The 14,407-nt window shown below is 63.7% G+C and carries 17 protein-coding genes; 8 read left to right on the top strand and 9 right to left on the bottom strand.

The window, feature by feature from the left end:
- Positions 1–44 precede the first annotated feature (44 nt).
- The gene (locus tag ACR0DA_RS16330; RefSeq protein WP_170456491.1) at positions 45–638 is read left to right on the top strand and encodes an NAD(P)H-dependent oxidoreductase; all 594 of its coding nucleotides are present in this window, start codon (positions 45–47) and stop codon (positions 636–638) included.
- Here the strand turns inward: ACR0DA_RS16330 and ACR0DA_RS16325 are convergent, their stop codons facing one another.
- From ACR0DA_RS16325 to ACR0DA_RS16310, 4 genes are read right to left on the bottom strand one after another with little or no spacing between them, the layout of a single operon-like run.
- Positions 639–1,244 carry a pyridoxamine 5'-phosphate oxidase family protein gene (locus tag ACR0DA_RS16325; protein WP_480754919.1) on the bottom strand — a complete coding sequence of 202 codons (606 nt, stop codon included), beginning with the start codon at positions 1,242–1,244 and terminating at the stop codon, positions 639–641. It abuts the gene before it with no gap.
- Positions 1,228–1,971 (bottom strand): lysophospholipid acyltransferase family protein, encoded by a 744-nt coding sequence (locus ACR0DA_RS16320; protein ID WP_170342928.1) that lies wholly within the window; start codon positions 1,969–1,971, stop codon positions 1,228–1,230. The genes ACR0DA_RS16325 and ACR0DA_RS16320 overlap by 17 nt, the downstream gene beginning before the upstream one ends.
- Positions 1,971–2,870, bottom strand: a complete 900-nt coding sequence (locus ACR0DA_RS16315; RefSeq protein WP_170342226.1) for a cell division protein FtsX — start codon at positions 2,868–2,870, stop codon at positions 1,971–1,973. The genes ACR0DA_RS16320 and ACR0DA_RS16315 overlap by 1 nt, the downstream gene beginning before the upstream one ends.
- Positions 2,867–3,544, bottom strand: a complete 678-nt coding sequence (locus tag ACR0DA_RS16310) for a cell division ATP-binding protein FtsE (protein ID WP_480754918.1) — start codon at positions 3,542–3,544, stop codon at positions 2,867–2,869. The genes ACR0DA_RS16315 and ACR0DA_RS16310 overlap by 4 nt, the downstream gene beginning before the upstream one ends.
- Positions 3,545–3,725: 181 nt before the next feature.
- On the opposite strand from ACR0DA_RS16310, the gene ACR0DA_RS16305 reads away from it, so the two are divergent.
- Entirely contained in the window at positions 3,726–4,499 is a 774-nt protein-coding gene (locus ACR0DA_RS16305; protein WP_480754916.1) for a zinc-ribbon domain-containing protein, read from the top strand.
- Positions 4,500–4,508: 9 nt separating this feature from the next.
- Here ACR0DA_RS16305 and ACR0DA_RS16300 read toward each other — a convergent pair whose 3' ends face one another.
- The 3 genes from ACR0DA_RS16300 to ACR0DA_RS16290 all read right to left on the bottom strand — a co-directional run bounded on the left by ACR0DA_RS16300 (position 4,509) and on the right by ACR0DA_RS16290 (position 9,040).
- Positions 4,509–7,052: a TIGR02302 family protein gene (locus tag ACR0DA_RS16300; RefSeq protein WP_480754915.1), complete on the bottom strand. Its 2,544-nt coding sequence runs from the start codon at positions 7,050–7,052 to the stop codon at positions 4,509–4,511.
- A 36-nt stretch (positions 7,053–7,088) separates the two neighbouring features.
- Positions 7,089–8,354 (bottom strand): diaminopimelate decarboxylase, encoded by a 1,266-nt coding sequence (gene lysA / locus ACR0DA_RS16295; protein ID WP_170601137.1) that lies wholly within the window; start codon positions 8,352–8,354, stop codon positions 7,089–7,091.
- 98 nt (positions 8,355–8,452) lie between these two features.
- On the bottom strand, positions 8,453–9,040 hold the full coding sequence (locus ACR0DA_RS16290; RefSeq protein ID WP_480754913.1) for a TetR/AcrR family transcriptional regulator: 588 nt from the start codon (positions 9,038–9,040) through the stop codon (positions 8,453–8,455).
- 140 nt (positions 9,041–9,180) lie between these two features.
- On the opposite strand from ACR0DA_RS16290, the gene ACR0DA_RS16285 reads away from it, so the two are divergent.
- The gene (locus ACR0DA_RS16285; protein WP_480754912.1) at positions 9,181–9,612 is read left to right on the top strand and encodes a DUF8051 family protein; all 432 of its coding nucleotides are present in this window, start codon (positions 9,181–9,183) and stop codon (positions 9,610–9,612) included.
- A gap of 93 nt (positions 9,613–9,705) precedes the next feature.
- The gene (locus ACR0DA_RS16280) at positions 9,706–10,092 is read left to right on the top strand and encodes a glycine zipper family protein (protein WP_170461002.1); all 387 of its coding nucleotides are present in this window, start codon (positions 9,706–9,708) and stop codon (positions 10,090–10,092) included.
- Positions 10,093–10,334: 242 nt separating this feature from the next.
- Here the strand turns inward: ACR0DA_RS16280 and ACR0DA_RS16275 are convergent, their stop codons facing one another.
- Together ACR0DA_RS16275 and argH are read right to left on the bottom strand one after the other, a co-directional pair.
- On the bottom strand, positions 10,335–10,517 hold the full coding sequence (locus ACR0DA_RS16275) for a hypothetical protein (RefSeq protein ID WP_170360096.1): 183 nt from the start codon (positions 10,515–10,517) through the stop codon (positions 10,335–10,337).
- Positions 10,514–11,905: an argininosuccinate lyase gene (argH, locus tag ACR0DA_RS16270; RefSeq protein ID WP_480754911.1), complete on the bottom strand. Its 1,392-nt coding sequence runs from the start codon at positions 11,903–11,905 to the stop codon at positions 10,514–10,516. The genes ACR0DA_RS16275 and argH overlap by 4 nt, the downstream gene beginning before the upstream one ends.
- Positions 11,906–11,926: 21 nt before the next feature.
- On the opposite strand from argH, the gene ACR0DA_RS16265 reads away from it, so the two are divergent.
- From ACR0DA_RS16265 to ACR0DA_RS16250, 4 genes are all read left to right on the top strand, one after another.
- Complete coding sequence (locus tag ACR0DA_RS16265) at positions 11,927–12,493, top strand: TlpA disulfide reductase family protein (RefSeq protein ID WP_480754910.1); 567 nt, start codon at positions 11,927–11,929, stop codon at positions 12,491–12,493.
- An 81-nt stretch (positions 12,494–12,574) separates the two neighbouring features.
- On the top strand, positions 12,575–12,904 hold the full coding sequence (locus ACR0DA_RS16260; RefSeq protein WP_170360091.1) for a hypothetical protein: 330 nt from the start codon (positions 12,575–12,577) through the stop codon (positions 12,902–12,904).
- A gap of 59 nt (positions 12,905–12,963) precedes the next feature.
- Positions 12,964–13,350, top strand: coding sequence for a hypothetical protein (locus ACR0DA_RS16255; protein WP_170391838.1), 387 nt, complete (start codon positions 12,964–12,966; stop codon positions 13,348–13,350).
- Positions 13,347–14,318, top strand: a complete 972-nt coding sequence (locus ACR0DA_RS16250; RefSeq protein WP_480754908.1) for a sterol desaturase family protein — start codon at positions 13,347–13,349, stop codon at positions 14,316–14,318. The genes ACR0DA_RS16255 and ACR0DA_RS16250 overlap by 4 nt, the downstream gene beginning before the upstream one ends.
- Positions 14,319–14,407 lie beyond the last annotated feature (89 nt).

Raw genomic sequence — 14,407 nt, 5'->3', positions numbered from 1 at the left:
TTTGATTCTATAAACTGACCGTGGTCAATTTTTGGAGAATCCCGATGCACCCCAAGAAAATTCTCATCCTCGACGGTCACCCCGCCGAAAGCAGCCTGTCGCGCACCTTTGCCGACACCTATGCCGAAGCCGCGCGCGCCAAGGGCCATGAAGTGAAAACCGTTCACCTCAGCGATCTGGAGTTCGATTTCGATTTCGGACAGGGCAACTATCATGATTTCAAACCGCTGGAGCCGGTTCTGGAACAGGTTCTGCAGGATTTCGAATGGAGCGATCACCTGGTTCTGACCACGCCCATGTGGTGGGGCGGCCTGCCCGCCAAGCTCAAGGGGCTGATCGACCGGATGTTCATCCCGGGCCGTACGTTCGACACCCGCAATCCCAACAAACTGGGATTCCCGGCGCCGATGCTCGACGGCCGAACTGCGCGGGTCATCATCACCTCGGACACACCGGGCTGGTTCATGCGGTTGGTTTACCGCCGGGCGCTGATTCACCAGATGCGCGGTCAGGTTCTGGGGTTCGTCGGGTTCAAGCCGACGCGGTTCACCTGGTTTTCCGGTGCCAGCTACCCCAAACAGGACAGCGTTCAGAAATGGATCGCGCGGGTCACCCGGCTGGGCGCAGCGGCAGCGTGATCACCACATCGTCTTTGCGGCGCGCGCGCCCCATTCCCGATCATAGCGTGCGCCGCCTTCCTCACCCTGCGACACCTCGGCCAGAATCTCGCCCACCGTCGGCAACCCGGCGCTGAGATCGCCGCCGGTCCAGGTTTCGGCCCGCATCAGCGCGCGGGCGCATTGCGTGTAGATTTCCCCGATTTCGATAACGATCACCGTGGCCGGTTGCTTGCCCTTTTTCTCGAACCGGGCGCGCAGGTCGGCATCGGCCGTCAACCGGGCGGTACCGTTCACCCGCACCACGTTGTTCGAGCCGGGCACCATGAACATCAGCGCCACACGCGGATCGCGCACGATGTTGCGCAGGCTGTCCAGGCGGTTGTTGCCGCGCCAGTCGGGCAAGGCCAGGGTGCCGGGGTCCAGTTCCATCACCGCCGGGCCGTCATCGCCCCGGGGGCTGCCATCCACCCCTTCGGGCCCTACCGTGGACAGCAAGCACAGACGCGACGCCATGATCCACTTGCGATAGAGCGGCGTCAGTTGCCGCGCAACCTTCCGCATCGAGGCCGCGCCGGGGGTGCCGTACAGCGCCTCGAGCGCGGTGATGTCATTGATGAACTGCATCCGGATCAAACCCCACTTCGCGCATCAGCGCGTTCGAGCGCGTTTCGATCACCTCTTCCAGCCTGGCTAGGAACGAGTCGCGATTGACGCCCGGTTCGATCGGATCAAGGAATTCGACGATCGCGTGGCCCGGTTTGCGCAAAATCCCCGACCGGGGCCAGAAGACACCGACATTGGTGGCCGCCGGCACGCAGGGGAACCCCAGCCCCTCGTACAAAACGGCGGTGCCGACCTTGTAGGGCTTGTAGACCCCCGGCGCCACGCGGGTGCCCTGCGGATAGATCACCAGTTGCCCGGGCTCGGTAAACTCCTTGGAAACGTCCTTGACCATCTTGGCCACTGCCGCGCCACGCTTGCCGCGATTGACCGGAATACAACCCAGTCGACGGGCATACATACCGATGATCGGGGTCCACAGCAGTTCGCGCTTCATGATGAATTTGCCATGGGGGATCGCGTCGAAGATCAGGATGATGTCGAAGAAGGACTGGTGCTTGGCGGCGATGACCACCTCACCCGTGGGCACGTTGCCGCGCACCTCTCCGCGAATGCCCACCATCCAGCGCGCCAGCCATATGGTCGTGCGCGCATAGGTCTTGCAGGCGCGCAGCGCCCCGCGCTTGGAGAACAGCGCATAGGGCGCGAAGACCAGACCCAGAACCGCCATCCACGCGTAGATCGTGACCATGAAGATCAGCGAGCGCCCCCATTGGACCGCTATTGCCATCACGAAAGCTCCTTCAATTTGCGACGGGCCGCCGACCATGTGGCGGCAAAGGCCACGGCCGCGCCCAAAACGGGGATTACGGCGGGCAGCAGCCAGTCAGCACCCTGAAATCCAAGGCCGGTCAGGAAACCGCCTGCATCCGAGGCCTCGGGCAGCAGCAACACACCGGTCAGGCCCAGAACCGTCCCCACCACGGCACCGAAAAACGCGCGCCAGGTGAACCGACGCACGAAGGCACCGGCGATGAAACGGTCGCGTGCACCGACCTGGCGCAGCACCTCGATGATCTGGGCGTTGGCCGCAAGCGAGGCATTGGCCGCAAGCGTGATCATCGCCGCCGTGGCCCCACCGATCAGCAAGATCGAGATCCAGCCCAACCGTCGCAGCGAGGTGGCCGCGTCGACCAGCGGCTCGCGCCAGCGGGAATGGTCATCCAGAACCGCGCCGGGCACCTCGGCCGCCAGCCGCAGGCGCAGGCCCATCGTGTCCAGCCCCGGCTCGCCCTCGATGATTTCGATGAGCTGAGGCACCGGCAGCGTGTCCAGCGGCAGGTCCGGTCCAAACCAGGGGGCCAGCAGCGCGGCCTGTTCTTCGGCGCTGAGCGCGCGGGCCGAGGCCACGCCCGAGGTCTGTTTCAGAACCTCCAGAGCGGCCTCGGTCTGCGCGGCACGCTGTTCAGCAGGCGCATTGATCCGCAGAGTGGCCGCTCCGGCCAGCTCCGAGGCCCAGCGATCGGCCAATCGGCCCGAGGCCAGCGACAGCGCAAGCGCGAATACTGTCAGAAAGGCCATCGCACCTGACACGAAAAGGGTCAGGTGCGCCGTAAATCCGGTTGGCGGCACGACGCGGTCGGCCCGGGCGTCCCGGCGCAGCAGGGCGCGAATGTCATCGGCAATCATAGATCCGCCCCCGCCAGTTGCAGCCGCCGCTGCGAGATCCGAAGAACCCGGGCCTGCACATGGCTTTTGGCCGCCCGGATCAAGCTCAGATCATGGGTGGCGATCACCACGGTCTTTCCCATGTGGTTCAGCTCGATCAGCAGACGCAGCAGACGCTGGGACATCTCCCAGTCGACGTTGCCGGTGGGTTCGTCGGCCAACACCACGTCCGGTGACAGGATGACCGCCCGCGCCAGTGCAGCCCGTTGCCGCTCGCCGCCCGAAAGCTCCGGCGGAAGTGCGTCCAGGCGGCCACCAAGACCGACCCAGGACAGGAGTTCGGTCAGATCTTCCTGCTCGGACTCGACAGAGCGTCCCGACACCATCAGTGGCAGGGCGACATTCTCAGCCAGAGTCATGTGGTCCAGAAACCGGCAGTCCTGATGCACGACACCGATGCGACGGCGCAGCAGGGCCATCTGGTCCCGGTCCAATCGGGCAATGTCCTGGTCAAAGGCGCTGATCCGCCCCGAACTGGCCAGCAACGCGCCATAGCAGAGTTTCAACAGGGTCGTTTTGCCCGCTCCGGACGGGCCGGTCAGGAAATGGAACGACCCTGGCTGCAACTGGACCGAGACATTGCTCAGCAGTTCGCCGCCGCCATAGCTGTAGCTGACATTTTCAAGCTCGATCACGCCTGCCCTCAATATTGCTTGCGCCCTTCTTGCCCGAGCACGACCACGGTTTCAATGCCTGCACCGAGTCCATTTGGCGACACTTGATCCACCGGGCCGAAAACGCGCTTTGCTGTTTCGCCTTAACGGATTATCATTCTTGGAAAAACGACGACAGGCCGCTGGCGGCCGGGGAGGCAGTATGCGACTAACATGCCCGAACTGTAATGCCCAGTACGAGGTTCCGGATGAGGTAATTCCGGAAGAAGGCCGAGACGTGCAATGCTCGAGCTGCGAGCAGACCTGGTTCCAACCCAAACACCCGGAGGCTGAGCCTGTCGCGGCCGAAACCGATGACGGGCCGGCCGAAAGTGCGCCCTCGGATGCGTCTGAGCCGCCAGCCGCCGAAGCTTCTGCGCCGGAACCGGAGCAGGCAGAAGACGAACAGGTAGAAGCCGAACAGCCCGATCCCGAACCCGACGACGAAGCCCGGCCAGCCGCTCCAACCGGCAACGTCGATCCGGCCGTTGCGACAATCCTGCGAGAGGAAGCCGCGCGTGAGGCCGAACTGCGCGCCAAGGAAGGATCCGGCCTGGAAAGTCAACCGGATCTGGGCCTGGATCAGCAGCCGGAACCGGCCCCCAAGCCCAAACCTCCTGCGGCGACCGAAACCGCCTCGGGAACCGGTCAGAAAGAGGCGCTGCCGGATGTGGACAGCATCAACTCGACTTTGCGCAGCGACGACGCACCCGCCGAAGCAGAGCCCGCCGAGGCCCCGCCGCGGAAATCGGGCGGGTTCCTGCGCGGCTTTGCGCTGATCCTGATTATAGGGGTCATCCTTTTCCTGATCTACGGCAACGCCCGCCAGATCAGCGAGGCGGTTCCCCAGGCCGAGCCCGTGTTGCAGTCGTATGTCTCGATGGTCGATCAGGCCCGGGTCTGGCTGGAATCGCAGGCTGGCTCCGCGACCGAGTAACTCTGCCGGTCAGAACCGCTCGAGCAACCTTTTGAGGTATTCCAGTTCGATTCTGGGCCTGTCGGTTTCGCCCGTGCGGCGACGAATTTCATCCAGCAATTCGCGGGCACGGCGGTACACATCATCCCCCTGCAGCAGGCTCTCCTCGGTCGAGATCGAGCCCGCAGCACCCGGATTCCGACCCAGCGGATCGCGGTTGTTGGCCTGCATGTCGCCTTCCTGCGTACCCTGACCGGGCTGGTTCTGCTGGTTCTGGGCCATGGCCTCACCCAGCTCGCGCATCCCTTCGCGCAACGCTTCCATTGCTTCGGACTGGCGGTCGATCGCTTCGGCAAGGTCGTCGCTCCGCAGGGCATCTTCGGCCTCATCCATGGCACGACCTGCACGCCCCAGCGACTCGCGTGCGGCGTCGCCTTCGGGTGTTCCGGCGCCCGGCAGGTTCTGCTGCTGGCGATTCAGTTCATCGCGCAGCGCCTGTTGGCGGTCAGCCAGAGTCCCTTGCCCTTGCTGACCTTCGCCCGCCTGATCCGATCCTTGGCCCTCGCCGCCCTGACCCTCATGGCTCTGGCCGCGCCCCTGACCGCCCGAGCGGCCTTCATTGCCCTGGCTTTCACCGGCCTGCGCGCCGGGATTGAATTGCTCCTGCAAGTCACGGAAGGCCTCGTCGCTCAGGCCCTGCTGCTCACGCAGGGTTTCGGCCAATCCTTCCATGGCCTGCTGGCCTTCGGATTGTTGCCCCTGTCCCTGGCCCTGGGTCACCCGCATGTTTTCCATCATCTGCTGGAACTCCTCCAGCGCCTGCTGGGCCTCGGCCATGCGGCCCTGCTCCATCAGTTCCTGGATCCGGTCCATCATCCGCTGCAGGTCATCCTGCGTCATCTGCATGGATTCACCGGATTGGTTCTGCTGGCCCTGCTGGCCGTCCGGGTTTTCCTGCGCCAGCCGCTGCAGCTGACGAAGATACTCGTCGGTCGCTTCACGCAGTTCCTGCATCAACTCGGCGATCTCCTCATCGCTGGCACCGTTCTGCATCGCTTCGGTCAGACGTTCCTGAGCGCGACGCATCCGCTCCAGCGCGTCGGCGAGCGTGCCTTCTTCGATCAGGATGGCCAGATCCCACAAGGCTTGCGCGATCTCGGTCTGCTGTTCGGGGCCCAGGCCGAATTCCGCAAAGGTTTCCAACCGGCGCAGAATGTAGCGCAGTCGCAGATATGCGGTTTCCGAACGGAAGACATCTTCGGGCCGGTGCGAAACCGCCCGCAACAGCTGAGCCACCCTTTTGGCATTGTCGCGCGACCACAGCAGATCGCGGCGCTGTTCAATCACCGCTGCAGCCAGCGGATCAAAGAACCGGCGGGCGGGAAGGTCGGTCCGGTAGACATCCGACTCCGACACCTGATCAGCGGCATCGACGGCCGAAAGGGTAATCTTGACCGGCAGGTGCGCCCAAGGGTGTTCCGAAAAGTCCTCGATCAGGTCTTCCGTGAAATCGCTCCGGTCACCAGCGATCGGCATGGGCAGGTCGACGGTGACCGCGTCGCGAGGTTCGGGCTCAACGGCCAGACCATGGCGACGATCGACCGCAGACAGGTCCAACTCGATCAACGCGGTGCCTGACAGGATGCCATAATCGTCACGCGCCGAGAACGGCAGTTTCATCTGGCCACCAGCCTCGGCGGTGGCGGGTTCGGCCACGGCGATTACCGGCGGCGCGTCCGCAATGACCTCGACACCCCAATCACGCCCTGCAGGGCCCTCGATCGACAATCGGCCCGAACGCTCGACGACAAACTCCTGATCCGGATCGGTTGCTGTCGTGGTGGAAGCGGAGGAACTGGTTTCGGTCAAGCTGTGCGCGCCGACCTCGCCATAGAAGCGCAAAGTGACGCGGCTGCCTTGTGGCACTGTCAGCGTCGGACCGGATTGATCGGCCAGATACAGCGTCGGCAGGTCGGTATAGCGAGGCGGCTCGACCCAGCCTTCCCAGCTGGGGCCCTGGCCGGCTACGGCCGTGCCGGGTGTCATCTGGGCGACCGATCCAACTTTCCAGAACGATCCGAACAGCAATCCGACCACCAGCGCCAAAAGCGCCGCATAGCGCAGCGCGTAGGGGTCACGAGCGGCAAGGTTCAGGTCAGGCTTGACCGGTCCTGCCCGCGCGGCGCGGGCGGCCATGCGCGCCTGATGGGCCTGCCACAAAGCGCGCGAATCTTCGTCCATCGCCCCGATGGCCTGATCGTCCAGCAACGCCTGAATGGGACGGCCCGGCAGTGTCTCGTCCAGTCGGACAAGCGCCTGAGTGCGGGTGGGGAACCGAAACCTCCGCGCGCCCCAGACCAATGCAACCGTCAACGCCAGAATGGATGCGGCTCCGATGATCCAGACGGTTTCAACGCCGACGAGGTCGTGGAGGCCCAGCAGCAAGGCCGCCATGATCAGGGCCGCAATCGACAGGAACGGCCAAAAAGCGCGCATCACCTGCTCGGCCAGCATCCCCGTGCGCGTCAGCAACAGGGACAGTCTGGGGATCGGCAGGTTGCGAGTGTCGGTCACGTCAGGCCTCCGGGTCGGGCCCGCGCGGTTATCGCGTCACAGCCACTCAGGTATGGTATCGCGGTTTATGATTTCGTCAAAGGTTGGCCGTTCACGAATAACCGCGAATTGATCGCCATGAACCAGAACTTCGGGGATCAGGGGCCGGGTGTTGTATTCACTGGACATAACCGCGCCATAGGCGCCGGCACTGCGAAATGCGACCAGATCCCCCGGGTTCAACGGTGGCATCGCCCTTTGTTTCGCAAAGGTATCCCCGGTCTCGCAGACCGGCCCGACAATGTCATAGGGGCGTTGTTCGCCCCCCGGCGCGGGCTCGATGATGGGTACGATGTCATGATAGGCGTCGTACATGGCCGGGCGGATCAGGTCGTTCATCGCCCCGTCGAGGATCAGGAAATCGCGCCCTTCGCCCGACTTCACATAGATCACCTTCGACACCATCAGCCCCGCGTTGCCCGCGATCAGACGGCCCGGCTCGATCTCGATCTCGCAGCCCAGATGGCCCAGCGTTTCCTTGATCATCGCACCGTATTCCAACGGCAACGGCGGAGCCTCGTTCGAGCGCGCATAGGGGATGCCCAGCCCACCGCCCAGGTCCAGACGGTGAATGTCGTGGCCCTGTGCGCGCAGCTGTTCGGTCAGCTCGGCGACTTTGGAGTAGGCCAGACGGAACGGCTCCAGATCGGTCAGTTGCGAGCCGATATGCACGTCGATGCCCACCACCTTCAGCCCCGGTAGGCTGGCCGCATGGGCATAGACCTCGGGTGCACGGGCGATCGGGATGCCGAATTTGTTTTCGGATTTGCCCGTTGCGATCTTGGCGTGCGTCTTGGCGTCGACATCCGGATTCACGCGAACGGTGATCGGCGCGATCACGCCCAGTTCCTGCGCAACGGCGTTGATCACCTCCATCTCGGGCTCGGATTCGACGTTGAACTGGCGAATCCCGCCGGTCAGCGCGATGCGGATTTCCTCGGCCGTTTTGCCGACGCCCGAGAACACGATCTTTTCGCCCGGCACACCCGCTGCCTTGGCCCGCAGGTATTCGCCGCCCGAAACCACGTCCATCCCCGCGCCGGCTTGCGCCAGCGTTTTCAGAATGGCCTGGTTGCTGGCGGCCTTCATCGCATAACAGACCACGTGGTCGGTACCTGCCAACGCCTCGTCGAACAGGTTGTAGTGCCGCAGCAGCGTCGCCGTGGAATAGACATAGAACGGCGTGCCGACCGCAGCCGCGATCTCGGCAACCGGGACATCCTCGGCGCACAACACGCCATCGCGGTAGAGAAAGTGATCCATATCTGCGCGCTTAGACCAAAACAGGCCTGTGGATCAACGGGATTTGCGTCGCGGGCACGCAATCCGGTGCGAACCGCACAGAAGTCGGGCGCAATGGCTTATCCGCGCAGGCCGGCCTCAAGCAGCGAGAGGGTCGCATCGCGCCGCGCCTCAAAGTCGCTTTCATCGCCCCCGAAGATCGCCAAATGGATCACCAGCCCATCCAGCATCGCCGTCACCGCCTGCGCTGCGGCCTGCGCACTGAGATCGCCGCGGATTTCACCCGCGCGGATCAAGGGGGCGAACTGAGCCGCATAATGCTCGGCAAGCCAGGCGAAGAACCCGCCAATGATCTCGGCCGCGCGCGGGTCCTGAAATCCGGGGCCCAGCACGTCAAAGAACAACCGCGTCGCCGCCAGACGGTCGGCAGGCATGGACAGACGCAGCCCGGTCATGAACTGGTCCAGCGTCTGCGGGGCCGGGATGTCGCTGATGCGGGCGCGAATATCCTCGAAATACCGCTGCAGCAACGCCAGAAGCAGAGCCTCCTTGCTTTGGAAGTACAGATACAACGTGCCCTTGGCCATGCCGGCCTGATGGGCCACGTCCTGCATCTTGGTGGCGTGATAGCCCTGATCCAGAAAGCAGGCCATGGCGGCATCCAATATCCGCCCCTGCATCTCTTCGCGATCGACGATCTTCGGCATCTTGCCCCCCGATTTTCTTCCGGCGCGCCTCTCTTGACGCAGATTGGACGCGGCGTCACGCAAATTCAATCTTTTAATGACTTGACGGTCAGTAACGCCATCTCCATTTATGACCCGCCAGTCATTAAAAGGATTCTGTCATGGCGCATTCGTCACAAATCAACGCCAGCCCAACGCGGCCTATGGCGTCCCAACCCACGGCAACAGCCGCCAAACTGATGCTTGTCCTCGTTGCCAGCTTTGTCACGCTGGTCCCCGGTGGCCCGATCGAGACCCGGGACTTTTCCGGGCTGGGCGGAACGGTGTTCTGGGGCTTCAATGCCTTTCTGATCGCGCTTGCCCTGCTGGCCGTGGGGTCGGCGGTGGCCATGCTGCGCGGTTCGGCAACGGCAAGCTGGGGCGCCATCATGGCGGCCTGGGGGTACATTTTCGTGGTCCTGCTGGACCTGGGTCACGTCTTCCCCACATCACCCGACCCAATTCCGCTGATGCTGGGACTGATCGAGATTCTGGATTTCATCCTGGCTTTCTACATCCTGGCCTTGGCTCATCGTGGCCTGGGCCACATCTGAACCCGCCCGGCGCGCACTCGCATAGGGCCTGAAGCCACAGCAAAAGGAAGTGGCTCCGGCTCCCACCGGAATACCTACCAAGAAAGACAACTCATGCTGTTCAAGGAACGATTCACATTTACCGTCTGGCCGCTGGCCCTGGTCACAGCCGCATGCAGCGGCACCGGGGCCCAACACCAACCCGTCCTGTCTGCCGAGCCGGGCCCGGCTTACGCCGCTGATCTGGACCAGTGCCGCGCATTGGCCAAGTCTCAGGACCTGTGGAACCCGGAAACCCGGTCACAGGCCTTGATAGGCGCCGGGGTCGGCGCACTGGCAGGCATTTCGGACGACACGGTTGGAAACACAGAAGGCGCCATAGCCGGCGCAGCAGTGGGATCAACGGCAGGTGCATTCGCCGGAGCCGCCGAGATGCGCAACACCCGGCGTGACATTCTGATCGAGTGTCTGCGGCAGCGCGGGCACCCAGTGGCCGGCTGAACGCATCAACGGCTCATTCAGAAATTCGTCGACACCCCGGCCCGCGCGTATCCGGATACGGACACTCCAGCCCCCGAGCGCGCGGGCTCTTCTACTGGCTGCGAACGCGGCGGATTCGTGGTCTCACACGCCGCCAGTATGGCAAGCGACAGGATAAGGCCGAGTGGTTTCATTTCGCTGCCTTCATTTGTTGGATCACTTGCTAAATGGCGACTGGCACGTCGCTTTCAACCGCAGAGCGTTCAGATCCCCAGAAACACGCTGAGGGGGCCTCGGTGCAGGCCGACGCCCCCGCTCACATATGTGCCACTGGTCGAAACGCCTACATTGGCGTTCAGGGTCGGCTGGACGGGCTCTCCGTCAGCGCCGCAGGCCGCCAAGGTGAAGGCGGCCCCGATCAGGGCAATCACGCGCAAGATTGTCATTCCAGCATCTCCTTCCAGCGGGCGATCTGCGCCCGGACCTGGTCCGGGGCCGTACCGCCATAGGACTGGCGCGAGTTTACCGAATTATCCACGCCAAGGACAGAATAGACATCCTGCGTGATGCCCGCGTGGACCGATTGCATGTCCTCGAGCGTCAGATCGGGCAGGTCGCAGCCCTTCTTTTCGGCCATGGCGACCAGCGATCCGGTGACGTGGTGCGCATCACGGAAGGGCAGGCCCAGCACCCGCACCAACCAGTCGGCCAGATCGGTCGCGGTGGAAAAGCCCGAGCCGGCGGCAGCGGCCAGGCTGTCGCGGTTGGCGGTCATATCCTTGACCATGCCCTCCATCGCGGCCAGCGCCAGCATCCAGTTGTCGGCGGCGTCAAAGACCTGTTCCTTGTCTTCCTGCATGTCCTTGGAATAGGCCAGCGGCAGGCCCTTCATCACCATCATCAGCGCCGTGTTGGCGCCAAAGATCCGACCCACCTTGGCGCGGATCAGCTCGGCGGCGTCGGGGTTCTTTTTCTGCGGCATGATCGACGATCCGGTCGAGAACCGGTCGGACAGGGTGACAAAGCGGAACTGGGCCGAGGACCAGATCACCAGTTCTTCGGCGAACCGCGACAGATGCACCGCGCAGATCGAGGCCACCGACAAAAATTCCAGCGCGAAATCGCGATCGCTGACCGCATCCAGCGAGTTGGCGGCGGGCCGGTCAAAGCCCAGCGCCCGCGCCGTCATGTGGCGGTCGATCGGGAAGGACGTGCCGGCCAACGCCGCAGCACCCAGCGGGCATTCGTTCATCCGCACCCGCGCGTCGCGCACGCGGCTGAGGTCGCGGCCGAACATCTCGACATAGGCCATCATGTGGTGGCCCCAGGTCACCGGCTGCGCGGTCTGCAGGTGGGTGAATCCGGGCATGACCCAATCGGCCCCGGCCTCGGCCTGCGCCAAAAGCGCGCGGATCAGGGCCAGCAACCCGGATTCGGCGGCGTCCAGCTGATCGCGGACCCACAGTTTGAAATCGGTCGCCACCTGGTCATTGCGGCTGCGGCCGGTGTGCAGGCGGCCTGCGGGCTCGCCGATGATCTCTTTCAGCCGCGCCTCGACATTCATGTGGATGTCTTCCAGCGCGGTCGAGAACTGGAACACACCACGTTCAATCTCTGACAAAACGGTGAGCAGCCCTTCCCGAATGGCCTCGGCATCACTATCACTAATCACGCCCGTGGCGGCCAGCATGGCGGCATGGGCACGCGAGCCCGCGATGTCCTGGGCCGCCATCCGTCGGTCGAACCCGATCGAGGCATTGATCGCCTCCATGATCGCGTCTGGTCCGGCGGCAAAGCGGCCGCCCCACATCTGGTTCGAGGATTGTTCGGTCATGCTGGAAAACCCGGAGTTGATATGCGCCTGTTTCGTCTGATCCCCCTTTATATGGCCCTTGCGCTGGGTGCAAATGCCGCTTTGCCCGCCGACACGCAGGCCCTGGCCGACCTGCGCGACGGCAGCCTGAAACGCCTGATCCTGCATTCCGAGCCGAAACCGGTCTCGGACGCGGAATTCCTGCTGGAAGATGACGGCGGCACCGCCACGCTGGCAGATTATCGCGGCAAATACGTTCTGCTGAACTTTTGGGCCACCTGGTGCGCGCCCTGCCGAAAAGAGATGCCCCAGATCGCCGAGTTGCAGGAGGAATTCGGCGGAGACCAGTTCGAGGTTCTGACGCTGGCCACCGGGCGCAACTCGCCCGCGGGGATCAAGAAGTTCTTTGACGAAAACGGCATCACCAACCTGCCCCGCCACCAGGACCCGAAACAGGCCGTCGCGCGTGAGATGGGCATCGTCGGCCTGCCGATCACCATAATCATCGACCCCAACGGCCAGGAAATCGCGCGGCTGATCGGCGACGCCGAATGGAACTCGGACAGTGCCAAGGCGATCATCGCGGCCCTGCTGAACCCCGAAAGCTGACCACCTGACGGGCCTTTTGTGCTAGACTGGAACCGGCCTGAACAGGGCCGGTTTTTCATTGGCAACAGACAGGAGGCTGAGATGAAACCGGTGGTTTTACTGATCGGCCGGCTGCCCAACGTGATCGGCGACGTGGCGCGGCAACTGGAGCATCTTCCGATCCGGTGGCTGGGCGCGCATGATCCCGACGAGGTGCGGCGGCAACTGGACGCCGAACCGCGCATCGCCTGCGCGATTATGGGCGCGGGCCTCGATGACAAGGTGCGCGGCGAACTGGTGGGCATCATCGCGGCGCGGCGGCCGGATATCTGCATTCACCTCAAGGATCGCGCCTCGGGACCCGAAGGGCTGGTGCCCTTCGTCGAGCGCGTTGTCCGGCACGAAGTGCTTGAGCCGCACAACACCCCCTGACGCAACGCCACCTTTGACAGGGCCTGACCCCGCTTGCACTCTGTCCGCGGGAGGACATCATGCCGCTGGAAATCCTGCTGGTTCTGGTGGTCGGTGGCATTGCCGGCATCACCGCACTGCTGCATCTGACGGGCAAATCGCGCCAGCGCGTGCTGAGCGCCGATGTCGCGCGCGCCGAATGGCTGCGCCATTTCCCCGACGACACCATCATCGACGTCACCCTGGCCCATGACGGACACGCCGCATTGCTGCGCACCGAGACCGGGCCGGGCCTGTTGTGGTCCTTTGGCGCCGATACAGTGGCCCGCCACCTGCGCGATTTCGACTGGATCGACCACCCCGAGGGCATCGAGGTCCAGTTCCACGACTTCGCCACCCCCGGCGTCACCGTCCGCCTTGATGAAACCGAGCGCCGCCACTGGCGCCACCTGCTGGAGCCCGCATGACCGACCAGATCAGCTTTCCCGATGTCGTCCAATGGGCCGTGCCGTTCTTTATCGCCGCAATCCTGGCCGAATTTCTGTGGATCGCCATCAAGGGCCGTGGCGGGCGGTATGAAACCCGCGACGCCGTGACCTCGCTGATCATGGGAGCGGGCAACATCGCGTCCGGATTCCTGCTGGGCTTCATCGCCTATGGGTTCTTCATGTGGCTGTGGAACATTACGCCATTGGATCTGGGCACATCGATCCCGGTTATCATCCTGTGCTTTGTGCTGGATGACCTGCGATACTACTGGGTGCACCGGTTCGGGCACCGCATCCGCTGGGTCTGGGCCAGCCATGTAAACCACCACAGCTCGCAGCACTACAACCTGACGACCGCCCTGCGGCAGACCTGGACCTATACCTTCACCTTCATGATGGTCGTGCGCGCGCCGCTGATCCTGCTGGGGTTCCACCCGGCGATGGTGCTGTTCTGCGGCGGCCTGAACCTGATCTACCAGTTCTGGATCCACACCGAAGCCATCGGCAAGATGCCCCGCTGGTTCGAGGCGGTCATGAACACCCCCAGTCACCACCGCGCCCATCACGGCCGCAACGCGCGCTATCTGGATTGCAACTATGCCGGGGTATTCATCATCTGGGACAAGCTGTTCGGCACCTTCGTCCCCGAGCAGGAGCACGACCGGGTCGACTATGGCCTGGTGCACAATATCGGCACCTTCAACCCGCTGCGGGTGGCCTTTCACGAATGGGTGGCCATCTGGCGCGACGCGACCCAGCCGGGCCTGACCCTGAAACAGCGGCTGGCCTATTGCTTTGCCCCGCCGGGCTACAGCCATGACGGCAGCCGCGACAGCTCCGAGCAGATCAAGTCCAAGCACCTGGCCCGCCACCCCGAAGATCGCGGAACGCCCGGTTTCGAGCAATTTGACGAAAACCTGCCCAACCAACAGGCAAAACAGGCCTGAGACTGGCGGCGTCTGCCGGGCGGGCGCTTGAATTCCGGCGCGCGTGCTCCATATCCGGACAAGTGACAAGTTTGTTCGGTCGGAGTTCC

The organism is Ruegeria sp. CI8 (genome assembly GCF_056536865.1).
This window is presented reverse-complemented; position numbering and strand designations above follow the sequence as displayed.